Source organism: Marinomonas sp. 63XJN7_9_ISO-PGPR-S23-217 (genome assembly GCF_056173515.1).
This window is the reverse complement of record NZ_CM149678.1, coordinates 3,247,755-3,262,653: the sequence shown is the minus strand read 5'-3', so window position 1 is coordinate 3,262,653 and position 14,899 is coordinate 3,247,755. Positions and strand designations below refer to the sequence as shown.

At 43.4% G+C, this 14,899-nt stretch carries 13 protein-coding genes; 7 read left to right on the top strand and 6 right to left on the bottom strand.

Annotated elements, in window-relative coordinates; translation table 11 throughout:
* Nucleotides 1–19: 19 nt before the first annotated feature.
* From AC0VYI_RS15235 to can, 3 genes are all read left to right on the top strand, one after another.
* Nucleotides 20–2,026, top strand: a complete 2,007-nt coding sequence (locus tag AC0VYI_RS15235; RefSeq protein WP_475443898.1) for a putative bifunctional diguanylate cyclase/phosphodiesterase — start codon at nt 20–22, stop codon at nt 2,024–2,026.
* Nucleotides 2,027–2,147: 121 nt separating this feature from the next.
* On the top strand, nt 2,148–2,987 hold the full coding sequence (locus AC0VYI_RS15230; RefSeq protein ID WP_475443897.1) for a putative RNA methyltransferase: 840 nt from the start codon (nt 2,148–2,150) through the stop codon (nt 2,985–2,987).
* A gap of 11 nt (nt 2,988–2,998) precedes the next feature.
* Complete coding sequence (gene can, locus AC0VYI_RS15225; RefSeq protein WP_067015100.1) at nt 2,999–3,634, top strand: carbonate dehydratase; 636 nt, start codon at nt 2,999–3,001, stop codon at nt 3,632–3,634.
* Nucleotides 3,635–3,755: 121 nt separating this feature from the next.
* Here can and AC0VYI_RS15220 read toward each other — a convergent pair whose 3' ends face one another.
* Together AC0VYI_RS15220 and AC0VYI_RS15215 are read right to left on the bottom strand one after the other, a co-directional pair.
* The gene (locus tag AC0VYI_RS15220) at nt 3,756–4,709 is read right to left on the bottom strand and encodes a LysR family transcriptional regulator (protein WP_067015098.1); all 954 of its coding nucleotides are present in this window, start codon (nt 4,707–4,709) and stop codon (nt 3,756–3,758) included.
* Between the two features lie 86 nt (nt 4,710–4,795).
* Entirely contained in the window at nt 4,796–6,001 is a 1,206-nt protein-coding gene (locus AC0VYI_RS15215; protein ID WP_475443895.1) for an AGE family epimerase/isomerase, read from the bottom strand.
* Between the two features lie 193 nt (nt 6,002–6,194).
* On the opposite strand from AC0VYI_RS15215, the gene AC0VYI_RS15210 reads away from it, so the two are divergent.
* On the top strand, nt 6,195–7,397 hold the full coding sequence (locus AC0VYI_RS15210; protein WP_475443893.1) for an ROK family transcriptional regulator: 1,203 nt from the start codon (nt 6,195–6,197) through the stop codon (nt 7,395–7,397).
* Nucleotides 7,398–7,517: 120 nt separating this feature from the next.
* Nucleotides 7,518–9,008, top strand: a complete 1,491-nt coding sequence (locus AC0VYI_RS15205) for a TyrR/PhhR family helix-turn-helix DNA-binding protein (RefSeq protein ID WP_475443892.1) — start codon at nt 7,518–7,520, stop codon at nt 9,006–9,008.
* A 168-nt stretch (nt 9,009–9,176) separates the two neighbouring features.
* Here AC0VYI_RS15205 and AC0VYI_RS15200 read toward each other — a convergent pair whose 3' ends face one another.
* The 4 genes from AC0VYI_RS15200 to AC0VYI_RS15185 form a co-directional block, all read right to left on the bottom strand.
* Complete coding sequence (locus tag AC0VYI_RS15200) at nt 9,177–9,338, bottom strand: hypothetical protein (RefSeq protein WP_475428587.1); 162 nt, start codon at nt 9,336–9,338, stop codon at nt 9,177–9,179.
* Between the two features lie 245 nt (nt 9,339–9,583).
* Complete coding sequence (locus tag AC0VYI_RS15195) at nt 9,584–10,435, bottom strand: HAD-IIB family hydrolase (protein WP_233407531.1); 852 nt, start codon at nt 10,433–10,435, stop codon at nt 9,584–9,586.
* An 82-nt stretch (nt 10,436–10,517) separates the two neighbouring features.
* On the bottom strand, nt 10,518–10,871 hold the full coding sequence (locus AC0VYI_RS15190) for a HopJ type III effector protein (RefSeq protein WP_199474637.1): 354 nt from the start codon (nt 10,869–10,871) through the stop codon (nt 10,518–10,520).
* Between the two features lie 243 nt (nt 10,872–11,114).
* Nucleotides 11,115–12,317, bottom strand: a complete 1,203-nt coding sequence (locus tag AC0VYI_RS15185; RefSeq protein ID WP_475443891.1) for a Bcr/CflA family multidrug efflux MFS transporter — start codon at nt 12,315–12,317, stop codon at nt 11,115–11,117.
* Nucleotides 12,318–12,594: 277 nt separating this feature from the next.
* On the opposite strand from AC0VYI_RS15185, the gene AC0VYI_RS15180 reads away from it, so the two are divergent.
* Nucleotides 12,595–14,448, top strand: coding sequence for an ABC transporter ATP-binding protein (locus AC0VYI_RS15180; protein WP_475443890.1), 1,854 nt, complete (start codon nt 12,595–12,597; stop codon nt 14,446–14,448).
* 82 nt (nt 14,449–14,530) lie between these two features.
* Nucleotides 14,531–14,860, top strand: a complete 330-nt coding sequence (locus tag AC0VYI_RS15175; RefSeq protein WP_475443888.1) for a DMT family transporter — start codon at nt 14,531–14,533, stop codon at nt 14,858–14,860.
* The last annotated feature ends 39 nt before the right edge of the window (nt 14,861–14,899 follow it).

Genomic DNA, 14,899 nt, shown 5'->3' with positions numbered 1-14,899 from the left:
TATGTAGAATGAATTTTTCATGAGTCAGACTGCGAATAAAATGAATAATACTCTGTGCATTGCACTGTGGGTGGTTGATACTGATCGAGCCAGCATTGCTTGGAGTAACTGTCATGCTAAAACTTTGTTGGGGCAGAATACTTCGTCCGCCCATTTCGATGGAAATTCTTCCTTCGATGATGATTTTCTAGCCACGTTAAGATTAATGGTCGGAGCTTACGATATTGGTGAGCAAGTCACGTTTGATTGGCCAACGCCCATGGGTAAGTACGCGGCTATCGAATGCGTGAGCACCATTATTTCATTAGGTGGTGAGCGTCGTGGTTTATCTGTTCAGGCTCTTTTTTCGAATGGTTCCCCCTTAGATGCTGAGATCGGATTAATTAAACAGCTTGGTAGTTTATCCGTTGCTATGCTTAATTATGATGGTCGCTTTCTAGAAGTGAGTGATGTGTTTTCTTCTCGCTTTGGTTCTGTCTCATCGATGAGAGATTTATTTGTCACCAATAGCAACGCCAGTGCATTTATGAGTAAGTTGTCTTTTGGTGAACCTTTTACCCAAGAAATTCGATTGTCTACTCTTAATGGTGTTCGTTGGCATCAACTGGAAGTGGTGTTTCACCCTGAGGGTAAAGTGCTCTTAATGGCGAATGATATTCAGCAAGAAAGGGGGCGAGAGAATGAAATTTTCCGCTTACATCATTTTGATGTGTTGACTGGATTACCGAATCGCTATCATTTATATCAAACATTAGAGAACATTCTGGAAAGTGGCAGTCAACGCTTTGAGCACTGGGGCATTCTCTATCTGGATTTAGATAATTTCAAAATTGTTAATGATACCTTTGATCATCGAGTCGGCGATGAGTTGATTCAGCAAGTTGCATTGAGGATTCAAGGTGTGATTCCGAATAACGCGGAGTTATATCGATTAGGTGGTGATGAGTTTGTTATTTTTTTAACGAATATATCGGGTGTAGAGAGCTTGCAGCAAGTCGCGAATTTAATTACCCGAAATGCTCTGAATACATATTTTATTGCCAACATGGAAATGATGGTAACAGCCAGTATCGGCATCGCTTGTTATCCTGAACATGGTGACAATGTCGACCACCTGCTTAAAAATGCCGATGCCGCGATGTATCGCGCAAAATCGATTGGTCATAATACTTCCTTTGTCTTTGATGTGGATATGATTGATACCATCCGAGCGCATTTAACGTTAGGTGGTGGCTTACGTAAGGCCATTGAAGAAGAAGAGTTTGAGCTTTTTTATCAACCTAAGGTGCGCTTGTCAGATGAAGTAACAGTTGGTGCTGAAGCTTTGATTCGCTGGTTTCATCCCGAACTGGGGCTTATTAGTCCTGATCAGTTTATTCCTATGGCAGAAGAAAGTGGGATGATTTTACCCCTTGGTGAGTGGGTCATACGCACAGCGTGTAAACAAATTAAAACTTGGCAGGATCAAGGTATTCCCCCCATTAGTGTGTCGGTAAACTTGTCTGGTCGTCAGTTTATGCAGACAGATTTAGTCGAAATGGTGGCGCAGGTGCTTGAAGAGACAGGAGTTGATTCGCAGTACTTAGAACTTGAGCTAACAGAAAGTATGCTAATGGCAGATGCTCAGCAAACGATAGAGAAGCTACATGCTTTTCGTAAGTTGGGCGTAACCTTATCGATTGATGACTTTGGAACGGGTTATTCGTCTTTGGCTTACCTTAAAAAATTCCCTATTCAAACGCTAAAAATAGATCGCTCGTTTGTGAATGATCTTGGAGTAAGTGGTGGAGATGATGCGATTGTTAAAGCTACCATTGCCATGGCAAAGAGTTTGAATCTTAAAGTGATCGCAGAAGGGGTGGAAAACCGTTCCCAAATAGATGTGCTTAATGGGTTTCAGTGCCAAGAAGTTCAGGGGTATCTTTTTGCGAAGCCTATGAGTACTAAAGATTTCGTTCATTATATGAAAACTCAAAAAATGATCGGTTCTAGCGATGCTTTGGACTCTGTGACATCGGCCATTTAAGTAATATTGGAAAAGATGCGATGGATGATGTTTTGTTTTGGTAGAACAAGTCACCTTCTTGACTTGTTTATCGGCAATGATGCCCATAAACTATGTGAAATTTATAAATTTTGGAAGTATTGTGTCAACGCTGGAAAGCCTTTTGTGTCCTATCGACCAATTACCTCTATGTCAGCAAGAGAGAAGCTTACGCTGTTCTAATGGGCATACCTTTGATCTTGCTAAGTCAGGTTATGTTAATTTGCTTCCAGTGCAAAATAAGCGCTCTAAACAGCCTGGTGACAGTAAAGAGATGGTGCAAGCGCGCCAAGCTTTTTTAGAGCTGGGTCATTATTTTCCTATCGTCGAAGAAATTACGCGCACTTGGCCTGCGGCTTTAAACACAAGGCCTCTCGTTCGTATACTGGACGCTGGGTGTGGTGAAGGTTATTACCTGCAGCATTTATCACAACGTTTGGCTGACTTATCAGTGATGACAGAATGCGTTGGGGTCGACATTTCTAAATGGGCGGTCGCGGCCGCGAGTAAGCGAGATAAGTCAACGTCTTGGATAGTGGGTAGCAATGCCTGCTTGCCTACTCCGGCGGGGCGGTTTGATGCGATTTTATGCTTATTTGGTTTTCCTGCTTTTTCTGAGTTTCAGCATGTTTTGTCGGATGATGGTGTATTATTATTGGTTGATGCAGGTCCCGATCACTTAATCGAACTGCGTCAGATTTTGTATCCATCTATTCATGAATACAAAGCGCCTTATAGAGAAGGAATGGCGGATTTTCGTCTTATTCAAGAATCCAGTTTGAGCTATTCTTTTTCTTTGTCCTCTCAAGAGGAGATTCAGCAATTACTTTGTATGACGCCACATATACATAAAGCCTCTTATGTCGGCAAGGAAGCCGTCAAACAACTTAGCAATCTGGCGCTGACTGCTAATATTTATTTTCGTTGGTATCAAAAAGGATGAAGTTATAAAACATGCCTAATAGTTTGGATACGCTTTTTGAGAGGAATAAAGCTTGGTCTGAAAAGGTCACAGCGGAAGATCCTGAATTTTTTTCCACCTTATCCCAGCAGCAGCGTCCTGAGTATCTGTGGATTGGTTGTGCTGATAGTCGCGTGCCAGCCAATCAGATTGTTGATTTGTTGCCCGGTGAAGTGTTTGTTCACCGCAATATTGCCAATGTGGTGGTCCATACAGATTTGAATTGTTTATCCGTCATTCAATTTGCGGTGGATGTGCTAAAAGTGAAACACATTATGGTGGTTGGTCATTATGGTTGTGGTGGTATCAAAGCCGCCATGGATTCCCGTGAGCATGGCCTGATCGATAATTGGTTGCGTCATATTAAAGATGTTTATCGCTTGCATAAGGCGGAAGTGGATGCCATTGCCGATGACTGTGAGCGTTTTGATCGTATGTGTGAATTGAACGTTATAGAGCAGGTTGCCAATGTGAGCCAAAGCAGCATTGTGCAGAATGCGTGGCGTATTGGCCAGGAGTTGCATGTACATGGATGGTGTTACAGCATCAATAATGGTCGCATTAAGGATCTACAAGTGTCAGTAACGAACGCTCAAGAAGCACAAGATCAATTAAATAAAGGGTATTGATATGCGGTTTGCCTTATAACGGTAAGCTTGGAAGACGGCCGTTCAACATAAAAATGTGTTTTCGCTGGTTTATGTTGAACGGTAAAAAAAACGCAATGTCTGTACGCTGTATACGTTTACGCTATAAGTGGTTGTTTTCAGCAATGGCTCTTGCACATCCTGCAATGGTCGAACGTAGCCAGATGTGTCCTGGGTCGTGCTGTAATAATGGACTCCAAAGCATTTTCAATTCAACGGGAGGAATTTCAAAAGGCGGTGGCAATACCACAACATTTTTGTTGCCTTCCATTAGCTTGGTTGCCAATGAGGGTAGCGTGGCAATTAAGCCCAATTGTTCCGTAGAGCGCATGGCCACGTTATAGTTACGTGTGAAGAGGCGGATGTTTCTCTTAAAACCAAGGTCGGCTAGGCTGCCATCTACCCAGCCAAGTTTTTGTACTTCTTCAGGTTGAATACCAACCCCTACACCAAAACCTGTCTTGCTAACCCAAACGTGAGAAGCCGCTAAATACGCATCCAGTGTAAAGTTTTTTGCTATGTCTGAATCGGCTGGCAATAAACAGGAGAAGCGATCTACCCAAACGGATTTTTGATGAAAAGACTGTGGTAATGTGTCGAAGCGGTTAATCACTAGGTCAACTTTGCCTTTCTCTACATCATGAAAGCTGACATCACTTGGATTCATGACATCTAAAATGACACTTGGTGCTTCACTTTGCAGTTTTTTCATCAAGGGGGGGATCAAGGTGGCTTCCGCATAGTCACTTGCCATAATGCGAAAGACGCGTGAGCTGGATTCTGCTTCGAAGTTTTGTCCAAGGTGCAGCACTTCATCTACAGATTGAAGAATGCGTTGTACGCGGGGCTGTAATTGAATAGACAGTGCTGTTGGCATCATGCCATCACTGGTGCGAACCAATAATGGATCATGGAAAAGATCTCTAAGACGTCTTAAGCCGTTACTCATGGCTGGTTGGGTAATCCCCAGCTGGTTAGCAGCGTGAGTCACATTTTGTTCGCGTAACAGGGAGTCTAAATAACGAAGTAGGTTTAGATCGATTTTATCTAGCTGCATAAGGGGCTCATGTCAATTTGCACTCACTGCATGATACTGTATTTACGTGTCAAATAGAACGATCAGCCCCGAATTATGGCATCAAATTACTTTTTTCGAGTCAGTTGAGAAATGACTTCATGACAGGCCCCCATTGTATGGTAGTCCGTTTTTCCGGCAGGGCTTTTACAATCATCATATGCTTGGTTGTTCTGCTGCAAAATACGAAACCAAGCGCCGTACTTGTGATCAATCATATGTTGCCAGGCGTACTGCCAAATAGCCTGATAGCGCTGCCAGTAGACGTCTTTGCCTGTCACTTGAGCGAGCATAGCTGCGGCGGCAAAGGATTCCGCTTGAACCCAGAAGTATTTATCACCATCACAAATATTCCCTTCAGGATCGTAGCCATAGCAAAGACCTTTATTTTTCTCATCCCATGCTTTTTTCCAAGCTTGATCGAAGAGATGGATTGCTTTATCAACGAGCCAGTTCAGGTCTTTTTTTTCAGGGGACACTCGTTGGTGAATAAGCAGTAACAGTTTGGCCCATTCTGTTTGGTGGCCAGGTTGGAATCCCCAAGGACGAAACAAGTGTTTCGGGTCATTTTTGTTGTATTCCCAGTCAATTTGCCAATCTTGGGTATAGTGCTCCCAGATTTCTCCTCCGGCAAGATTGGCTTGTCGTTGGCAAATGTTTTCGGCAAGGAGAACGGCTCTGTCCAGATAAGCGGTTTCTCCCGTGGCGTCGTAAGCGGCTAGCATTGCTTCACACGTATGCATGTTTGCGTTCTGTCCTCGATAAGGAGAAACTTGCTGCCAATCTGCAGAAATTTCATCTTTATACAGGCCATATTGCTCATCCCAAAAATGCGTTTCTAATAAATCGACGGTTTCTTGAATCCATGGATAGGCCTCCGTTAGGCCCGCTTGGTAGGCACAGGAGTAAGCCAGTAAGACGAAAGCGAGACCATAACAGTGATTGGTTTCATCAAGGTTGGTGTCTTTATTCAGCAGCCAGACATACCCACCATTATCTCGTCGATGTCTCTCTCTTAGATAATGTATCCCATGTTGTGCAGCCGCTAAATATTCGACTTTAGGTTGGCTCTGATAAGCTTTGGCGTAGTTAAAAACAAATCGAGTACTGCTGACTAAATGACGTGTGTCTTTATCATAAATATCGCCGTTATCTTTAAAAAATTGGAAAAAGCCACCATTAGGGTCGATACAGGCAGGATGATAAAAATGCATCGTGGAATCTATATGCTGCTGTAAAAAACCCACAGAACGAAAGTTGGGAAGTGTGCTCATATGGTTTTCCTTATTATTGATATTAATGGGTTTTATGATTGTTTTTACGCTCTTTTTTAGACATAGTAACGACCAGAGATAACTGAATACTAGCGCTTTTTTGTCCCTTAAATCCATCTTCTTTCGTCATCTCATACTAACGGGTCAATACTCAACCATAGAGCGTTTTATTATTTACCAAAGAGTCATGTTTATGAAATCCCTTGGCAGCACGTCAGAACAAAGTCGCATTTATAACGAACGAATTATTTTGCATTTAGTGCGCCGGCGCCCCGGCATTTCTCGGGTGACAATTGCCGAAGAAACAGGACTTAGTACACAAACCATTTCGGTGATTACTTCATCCTTACTGGATCAAGGCTTGCTTGAAGTGTCAGGTAAAGTGCGTGGAAAGCGTGGTCAACCATCGGTTAAGCTAAGCATTAATGCCCAAGGAGCCTATGGACTGGGAATCAATGTTGACCGTGATCATATCAGTGCAGTATTGCTGGATTTTAGTGGGCATTGTGTTTTATCTCTGGAACGGGATGTGCCGTTTCCAACGGAGCAAGTGGCAAAAGACATTGCAAGTGAGTTGATCAGTGAAGTGAAAGCGCGCCTTCAGGACGATTGGATAAAAGTTAAAGGGATTGGTTTGGCGAAGCCGGATTATATGGATGGTTGGCTAGACTCGTTAGTGACTGATAGCGAGTTGCGAGTGGATTTAGTTCGCTTACAGGCAGAATTAACCTATTGGCAATCCGATGCGTTTGAGACCTGGTTAGCCAGTGAAACGGGCTTAATGTGCTATAAAGAAAACGATGCTGTTGCGGCGGCAACCAGTGAATTATTGTTTGCTCAAGGGACTCAGGTAAGGCACTTTTTCTATTTGTTTGTCAGTATTGCTTGCGGGGGAAGCATTGTTGCGGACGGTGAGTGCTATCTTGGTGCTCACGGTAAAGCGGGTAGCTTTGGGTTAATTCCTACCTTATCGGGTAAGCATGGTCGTTGGATTCTTGAAGCGTTATCTCTTTCCTCATTAAGGCGGTTTTTTGCCCATCACCTTCAAGAATATCCACAGTCGCATGAGGCTTGGCAAACACCAGATGTTGTGGGTTTAATTGATAGGTGGAGTGGCGAGGTCGCTGAAGAAATACAACCAGCCCTCAGCGCGGTGATTGCATTGCATGATCCACAGATGATTATGATTGGAGGCCGTTTACCCATTGTTGTCGTTGATCAGTTGATTTGTCATATGACTCGGTTACTCAATCAGCAAAGCGTTTTGCCCGTGCCTACGATTAGTGTTGCTCAGCATACGGCGACAGGAGTGACCATGGGGGCGGCGGTACTGCCTCTTTATGAAACCTTTGCTCCTCAGCGCGATGTTTTGTTGTTAACTACGAATGCCAAGTAATCGACATCCATGCGAACGGGGCGCGCGCGGTGAGTTTATTGGTTGCGCTTGATCACTGAAATAGTGATGTTATTCACATACTATCGTTTACGACAGAGAATATTTACCACAGAGAAAACTATGCGCTTAGAGATCCAGTGTGAAGATAGAATTGGCATGATAAGGGGGATTCTTGATTTTTTTATCCCTTACCAAATTGATATTCGCTTGATTGAAACGGACTCAAAGCGCCGATGTTTGTATTGTGGTTTTCCTGATATCCCTTTTGCTGACTTGCAGTCTTTGTTAGCCGATATTCGTCGTCTTGATGGGGTAGAGGATGTTAAGACTGTTATGTTTACGCCCTCGGAGCGTGAATATAACGCCTTGAATACGTTGCTTGAAGCCTTGCCAGATGGCGTTGTTGCGGTGGATTTAAAAGGCTATATCACTATGGCCACCGAGTTGGCTGCGGCGGATCTGGGAGTGCCGATTGGCGCATTAGTGGGAAAGCCGTTACAGCAGTTTATCAAAGGAGTGAATTTCTCCAGAATGGCTTGGGAAGACATGGCAGAGGGAATTAGTAAACGTATTCGTCTGCAAAATAAATCGGTTCTTTTGGAAATGAAGCCCATTTTTGTTCCTGATGGAGAGGGTCATGCTAATCCAGCCGGTGCAGTTATTCATTTAAAATCCCAAGCAAGGTTGAATCGACAAACTGAGCATTTCAAGCAGGCACCAGATATAGAAAAGCATCTTGAAACTTATTTTCAGAAAGACGTGATTCAAAGTGCGGCCATGTGCGACATGCTACAAAAAGCCAAAGCGTTTGCCGTCATGTCAGACCCTTTATTGCTTTATGGGGACGTCGGTACGGGGAAAAAAGAGCTACTGCGCGCTTTATACCAGTATTGGTTAGAGCAGCAAGTAGACGGTGGGGCTCTGATGCTTCGTCATGCTCGCGAGATAAGTGCTGAGGACATTGCTAAACTGGATCACGCTTCTGGCTGGTTTGCCATTGCAGAATTAGAATATTTGGCGCCAGAACTGCAGGTAGATTTGGCGAATTGGCTATTGCGTCAGCCAGAGCATTCGACCAGTGACCAAGGAAAAGTAAGGCTTATCGGATTGACTTCCTTACCAAAAACGCAACAGATTAGCGAACAGATCCATTCGACGTTGTATTTTGCGCTATCTTGTTTGCAATTGCGTGTTCCCTCACTAAAAGAGCGTACAGATGATCTTAAGGGGCTAGTTCAGCAGACACTTCAAGGGTTGTGTGAGCGTTACGGTATGCCTATGCCAAGTATTACTAAAGCGGCTTTAGTAAAGATGTCGTTATACTCTTGGCCGGGTAATATCAAAGAGTTAGAGAATGTGTGTTTACAATCACTTGGTTTGGGGAAAAGCCATTGGGATGCCGATGACCTTGTCTTAACCGATGATCGGAATGAAGAAATAGCGCTTGAGCTTGTGGATGGCTCTTTAGATAAAACGCTGAAGTCATGGGAGTCACAGTTATTGCGGCAATTGTACCCACAGTTTCCGAGTACGCGGCGTTTGGCTAACGCCGTAGGCTTAAGTCATAGTGCGATTGCGAATAAGCTAAAAGAATACAACATTGGTAGTTAAAAAAAGTATTGTTTAAAGAAGGGTATGGTGGGAAAACAATAAAAAAGCCACTTATCGAAGATAAATAGCTTCTTGCTGTACTTGACTTTTTAGTAGGTCAGCAGACAGTTTCATGATAACTCTCATCTGTTTAAACCTATATTCTACCTAATACAGTTTGGTTAAGTACTAGTAGTAGCGACGATGGGGCATGCGCTTAGGTGTTTTTTTCTCAGTCTCTATTTTAATCGGCTGCATGGTTTTTTTGGGCTGAGAAACTTGTCTCTGAATAGTCACTGCAAAAAATGCAATGGCAGCACAAGCAGCTACGAACATTATAAATTCAAACATCGTGTCTCTCCAAAAATATCTTTATTAAGACAATCATGAGTCATAATCATGACTGCGTAAAGCCTGTTTTGTTGTAATTAAGTAAATGGGGGTGTTAAAGGCAAAAACAACCCTATTCAAAAACGATCACATTTTTAGCAATATTGAACGTTAGTTGACTTGGTTGACTGATTCGCTAAAAAGGCCGACATGCCAGCCTATTTAGCGAATCATAGTGGTATAACCTATACTAGCTGGAAAAACGGTTAAAGACTGTATCGTTCGCGTAAATATCGCGCAACACCGTCTTCATCATGATGACCGATAACATGGTCAGCAGCCTTTTTAATATGTTCTAAGGCATTGTCTGTGGCGTATGCTTCATCCGCCATGGCAAACATGGTTAGATCGTTATCGCCATCACCAAAGACGATAACACGCTGGGCCCCAAGTTCCTCCTTTAACTCCATCAATGAAGAGCCTTTGCATGCACCACTATGGTGTATATCTAACCAATAGGCATCTTTATTATAAATACCACCACCGGAATAGGCCGTGATGTGTTTGTGCTCACGACTGTCTATCACAATGCGTTCAATTAACTCTGGTCGACCTAATGCACTGATGTTTGTGATAACAGCATGAGGATCGAGCTCTTCAATTGGGTGAAGGCTTAGTTGATCGTGGCTGCCTAATTCATTGGCAATGTGATCGCTCAGACTGCCTTTTAATGTTGGATGGTAGACCTTATGCGAGCCGCTTTCGTCCAAACAAAACACGAATGGCGTGATCTCGTGCATTTCGAAAGATAAGAGTGTTTGGGAAATCAATTCAGGGGTTAAAAAATTACGATGGCGATAGGTTTGGCTGTTGGGATTCCACCATTCCACACCATTTTTGAAAATTTGCCAGTGTGGAAAGTCATGGCCTGCGATGCAGGGCTTTGCGGCAAAGTGAGTTCGCCCAGTGGCTACCGTATAGACTATTCCGGCGGCTTTTAACCGTTCTAATGTGTCGCATGTATAGTCTGATAGACGCTGACCCTGATTTAATAAGGTACCATCCAAATCAAATGCTAATAAATCCATCTCTACCTCACGTTCATAGGGCTTATTCATAGGGAAGGCACTATGGATAGCACTGTTGTGTTAACAAGCCAGTATAGAGTTGAATACTGACTTGTTCGGGCCGAAAAATTGATTATTCGGCTTTTTTGCTTAACGCAACCCCATCAAAGGCGATGCCATCCCAACCATGTTGCATAAATTGACGAATGTTTTGATGATCTGTCCCTTCTGGGTTTTCTAACACGTCGATGCGGTAGAAGTGACCAAATAAGGGTAAGGTTTCTTCAGGCGAAAGCTGATGTAATTGAGCAAAGTAAAAAATTTTACATGAGCCATTGTTTTCATTTAGTCCATTGACTAGCTGGCCATTTGTAAACGAGGTTGCTGTGAAGGTATATTCGTTTTCAATAACGCTAATCACTTCTTTAAACTGTACTTGATCTGGTGCGCTTTTGACTTGTTCTAATATTGAGTCGGTTGTTAACATGAGTTCTCCATTCTTTAACGACTGAAAGAAGAGGCGAATAAGCCTTGGGCGTCTCGGGTATCGTAAGATTTGCCTTGCCTGCCTCTAATAGCTTGTTATTCAGGCAATGCTGGAACAATAACCGAGCCGCATTTATTGTCATCTTTCCATAAAGCCTGCTATGGCTTAGTGAATTATAAAACGGAATGCTAAATATTTGCACGACCATTACATTGTTAACCGACGGAAACCGCTTCAGTAGATTTATACAGCCTCTTCTTGCTCCGGGGAGTCGAAGTACCTGATGACAATTTGATAAGTGATTACACATAGCACTCCGCACGCTGCCATGGTGCCAAGCATAGGGATAAAGGTGCCGTTATCGAGTAAGCTGACGACAACACCGCTCAGAGCTCCTGAGGAGAATCTTAACGTCCCCGCTAAGGCTGCGACGCTACCGTTATGCTTGCCGGAATGCTTTAAGGCTCCCGCCATAAAACCGCTACCTAAGATGCCGATGCATCCAGTAAACAACATACAACTGATGACGAGTGCTGCCAGAGGCGGATGTTTAAAGAAGGCTAAGACAATCATCGCAACGGTGGCACCGAATAACACCCAGACGGTGTATTTAACCAAATATTCAATGCCGAGTTTTTCGACAAAGCGATTGTTAATCGTCGTAGCAATCATCATGGTGATGATATTGAGGCCGAATAGAAAGCCGAAATGAGAAGGCTCCACGCCGTATAACTCAATATAGACAAATGATGACCCTGTTACAAAACACATTAAGCCTGCAAACTGAAAGGATCCCGCCAGAATGTAACCCACCACGGCAGGCTTTCTCAGAATAACACCGTAGTTACGTAGGGCAGAGTTAAAAGATAATGGCGAGCGATTATCTCTATGTAATGTTTCTGGAATGGTCTTTAAAAAGAGCCAGATAGCTAAGGCTGCGATAAGCGCTAAGAAAATAAAAATAAAGTGCCAATTAAATAGGGTTAAAATCGCTCCTCCTATAATGGGGGCAACCAAAGGCGCAATGGACATTACTAGGATGACCATGGACATGGCTTTAGCAAATTGATCAGTTGAAAGGCTGTCTTTGACTAATGCCGGAATGCTGACCGCGACCGCTGCACCACCAATGGCTTGAATTGCACGGCCAATGATCAGGGTGTTGAAACTATTTGAGAACGCACAAAAAATGCTACCAACAATGAAAAATGAGAGACCTGCCACGACAACTTTGCGACGGCCAATGGCATCGGAAATAGGACCAAATAAAATTTGTAGCACAGCAAACACAATTAAGTACATGCTGAGTGTCATTTGTACCAAGTGAATGGGGACATTCAAACTCAATGCAATGGTGGGAATGCTGGGTAAATACGTATCGATCGCCAGTGGCGTAATGCCAGCCAAAAGACCGAGTACTAAAAAAACAGGTAAGGTTAATTTCATAAAGTTGGCTGCGTATCAATATAGAGAAATAGAGCATCAAATCTCGATTTAGACTGTTGTCTGATGCTGGGTTCGATATTATAAGGGGTTATAATCAATATCATTCCTTTGAAATGTGTAAGCACTGTGGACAGTTGCTTTTTTAAGCAAGGTTTTGCCCTGTTTTGCCATCATTTAGTAGTAGACTGGTCGGATTTTCTCAATGACTTTGATCTTTATCATAGATCTTAGCATTAATGTTTGTCGTAGCGTCAAAGATTAATGAACAAGGAAGCATATGTTACGTTTTTTTGAAAAATGGGTGGATCCTTACCCTGAAATAGAGGCGCGTGAAGCGCCCAATACGTTGTTCGCTTTTTGTCGATACTATTCAAAGGGGGTTGAAATCCCTTTGCTTGTTATGTCGTTGTTAACCGCCACTATTGCGGTTTTGGAAGTGACGATGTTCAGCTTTATGGGCCAATTGGTCAATTGGCTGGTCAAGAAAAACCCCGACACTTTTTTAAAAGATGAAAGTACTCATCTTATTACTATGGGGGTTGTGGTGCTGGTGGCGATGCCGTTAGTGTCATTTTTGCATTCGGCGGTCCTGCATCAAACTTTGTTGGGGAATTACCCCATGCGCATACGCTGGATGTTTCACCGCTATGTGCTGAAACAAAGTATGACATTCTTCCAGGATGATTTTGCTGGCCGCGTCGCAACGAAAGTCATGCAAACCTCCCTAGCGGTTCGGGAAAGTGTGATGAAGCTGATGGACGTGTCGGTATACATCATCGTGTACTTTTTTTCCATGTTGTTTTTAATAGGGCAAGCGGACTTTCGATTGGTTGTGCCTATTCTTATTTGGATGGTTCTGTACCTTATTTTGCAATTTTACTTTGTTCCTAAATTGAAAAAAGTTTCCTCTGAGCAAGCCGATGCGCGTTCGAGTATGTCGGGGCGTATCGTCGATAGCTACACCAATATTTCGACTGTTAAATTGTTTTCACATACGCAGCGAGAAGCCAGCTATGCAAAAGACAGCATGGACCTTTTTTTGCAAACGGTATACAAGCAAATGCGCTTGGTGACGGGGCTGAATGTAGGTGTACAGATTTGTAACTATCTATTGGCTTTTTCCGTGGCAGGCTTGTCTATTTGGCTATGGAAAGAAAGCATTATCAGTGTGGGAGCCATTGCGATTGCGGTGAGTTTAGCTCTGCGCTTAAATGGTATGTCCCAGTGGATTATGTGGGAAGTCAGTTCGTTATTTGAGAACATCGGCACGGTTATGGATGGCATGAAAACCATGTCTAAACCCTTGTCAATCCAAGATAACGCTGGTGCGAAACCATTGCATATTACCAAAGGCGAAATTTGCTTCGAACACGTTCATTTTCATTATGGGAAAAAACACCGAAAAGTCATCGAAGACCTTAATTTTACGGTCAAGCGGGGTGAAAAAGTGGGCTTGGTTGGTCGATCTGGTGCGGGTAAATCGACCATCGTCAATTTATTGATGCGTTTTCATGATAGTGAATCGGGTCGAATTCTTATTGACGGGCAAGATGTTAGTCAGGTGAAACAAGATTCGTTGCGTTCTCACATTGGCCTAGTGACGCAGGATACCTCTCTATTACATCGTAGTGTCCGTGAGAATTTGTTGTATGGTCGTCCTGATGCAACAGAAGAAGAGATGATTGCGGCGGCGAAAAAAGCAGAAGCCCATGATTTTATCCTGCAGTTGACTGACCCTTATGGCAATACAGGCTACGATGCAATGGTGGGGGAGCGAGGAATCAAGCTTTCGGGCGGGCAGCGCCAACGTATCGCGATTGCGCGAGTGCTTTTAAAAGATGCGCCATTGTTAGTCTTAGATGAGGCAACATCCGCACTGGATTCAGAAGTAGAAGCGGCCATTCAAGAAAGTTTGTATCGTTTGATGGAAGGGAAAACGGTGATTGCTATCGCACACCGTTTGTCTACTATCGCAGCCATGGATACGCTCATTGTATTGGATCAAGGTAATATCGTGGAGCAAGGTTCTCATGATGAATTGATTCAACACGGCGGTATCTATGCCAAACTATGGGCACACCAAACGGGCGGCTTTTTGGGGGAAGATATTGTTGAAGAGGCAGTTTATTAACGATGTTTGAAAAAACTGTTGGATAGTAGAGCGAGTCATGAAAGTAGAATAATCCAGTCCATTGCTATAAGAGGGGAATAGAATGACATACATAATTTTATGTTTGGCGATTGTGTGTGAAGTGTTCGCGACAACGTCGTTAAAAGCGTCCGATTCCTTTTCTAAATTAGGGCCAACGGCCATGGCTCTGATAGGCTATTGTGTATCCTTTTATTTGCTTAGTGTGGTGATGAGAACACTCCCTACTGGTATTACCTATGCGATTTGGGCAGGGTTGGGGATTGTGCTGATATCACTGTTTGGCTATCTATTCGCGGATGAAAAATTGGATCTTGCCGCATGGCTGGGAATGAGCCTGATTGTGATTGGCGTGGTGATTATTAACCTATTCTCCAAAGCGGTTAGTCACTGATTCGTTACAGAGCCATACAAGCGGTGCTGATGGCATGCA

What these genes read in the sequence shown, in the direction of transcription:
- AC0VYI_RS15235 (WP_475443898.1), top strand. Translation starts at nt 20, where the DNA reads ATGAGTCAGACTGCGAATAAAATGAATAATACTCTGTGCATTGCACTG.
- can (WP_067015100.1), top strand. Translation starts at nt 2,999, where the DNA reads ATGCCTAATAGTTTGGATACGCTTTTTGAGAGGAATAAAGCTTGGTCT.
- AC0VYI_RS15220 (WP_067015098.1), bottom strand. Translation starts at nt 4,709, where the DNA reads ATGCAGCTAGATAAAATCGATCTAAACCTACTTCGTTATTTAGACTCC.
- AC0VYI_RS15215 (WP_475443895.1), bottom strand. Translation starts at nt 6,001, where the DNA reads ATGAGCACACTTCCCAACTTTCGTTCTGTGGGTTTTTTACAGCAGCAT.
- AC0VYI_RS15210 (WP_475443893.1), top strand. Translation starts at nt 6,195, where the DNA reads ATGAAATCCCTTGGCAGCACGTCAGAACAAAGTCGCATTTATAACGAA.
- AC0VYI_RS15205 (WP_475443892.1), top strand. Translation starts at nt 7,518, where the DNA reads ATGCGCTTAGAGATCCAGTGTGAAGATAGAATTGGCATGATAAGGGGG.
- AC0VYI_RS15200 (WP_475428587.1), bottom strand. Translation starts at nt 9,338, where the DNA reads ATGTTTGAATTTATAATGTTCGTAGCTGCTTGTGCTGCCATTGCATTT.
- AC0VYI_RS15195 (WP_233407531.1), bottom strand. Translation starts at nt 10,435, where the DNA reads ATGAATAAGCCCTATGAACGTGAGGTAGAGATGGATTTATTAGCATTT.
- AC0VYI_RS15190 (WP_199474637.1), bottom strand. Translation starts at nt 10,871, where the DNA reads ATGTTAACAACCGACTCAATATTAGAACAAGTCAAAAGCGCACCAGAT.
- AC0VYI_RS15185 (WP_475443891.1), bottom strand. Translation starts at nt 12,317, where the DNA reads ATGAAATTAACCTTACCTGTTTTTTTAGTACTCGGTCTTTTGGCTGGC.
- AC0VYI_RS15180 (WP_475443890.1), top strand. Translation starts at nt 12,595, where the DNA reads ATGTTACGTTTTTTTGAAAAATGGGTGGATCCTTACCCTGAAATAGAG.
- AC0VYI_RS15175 (WP_475443888.1), top strand. Translation starts at nt 14,531, where the DNA reads ATGACATACATAATTTTATGTTTGGCGATTGTGTGTGAAGTGTTCGCG.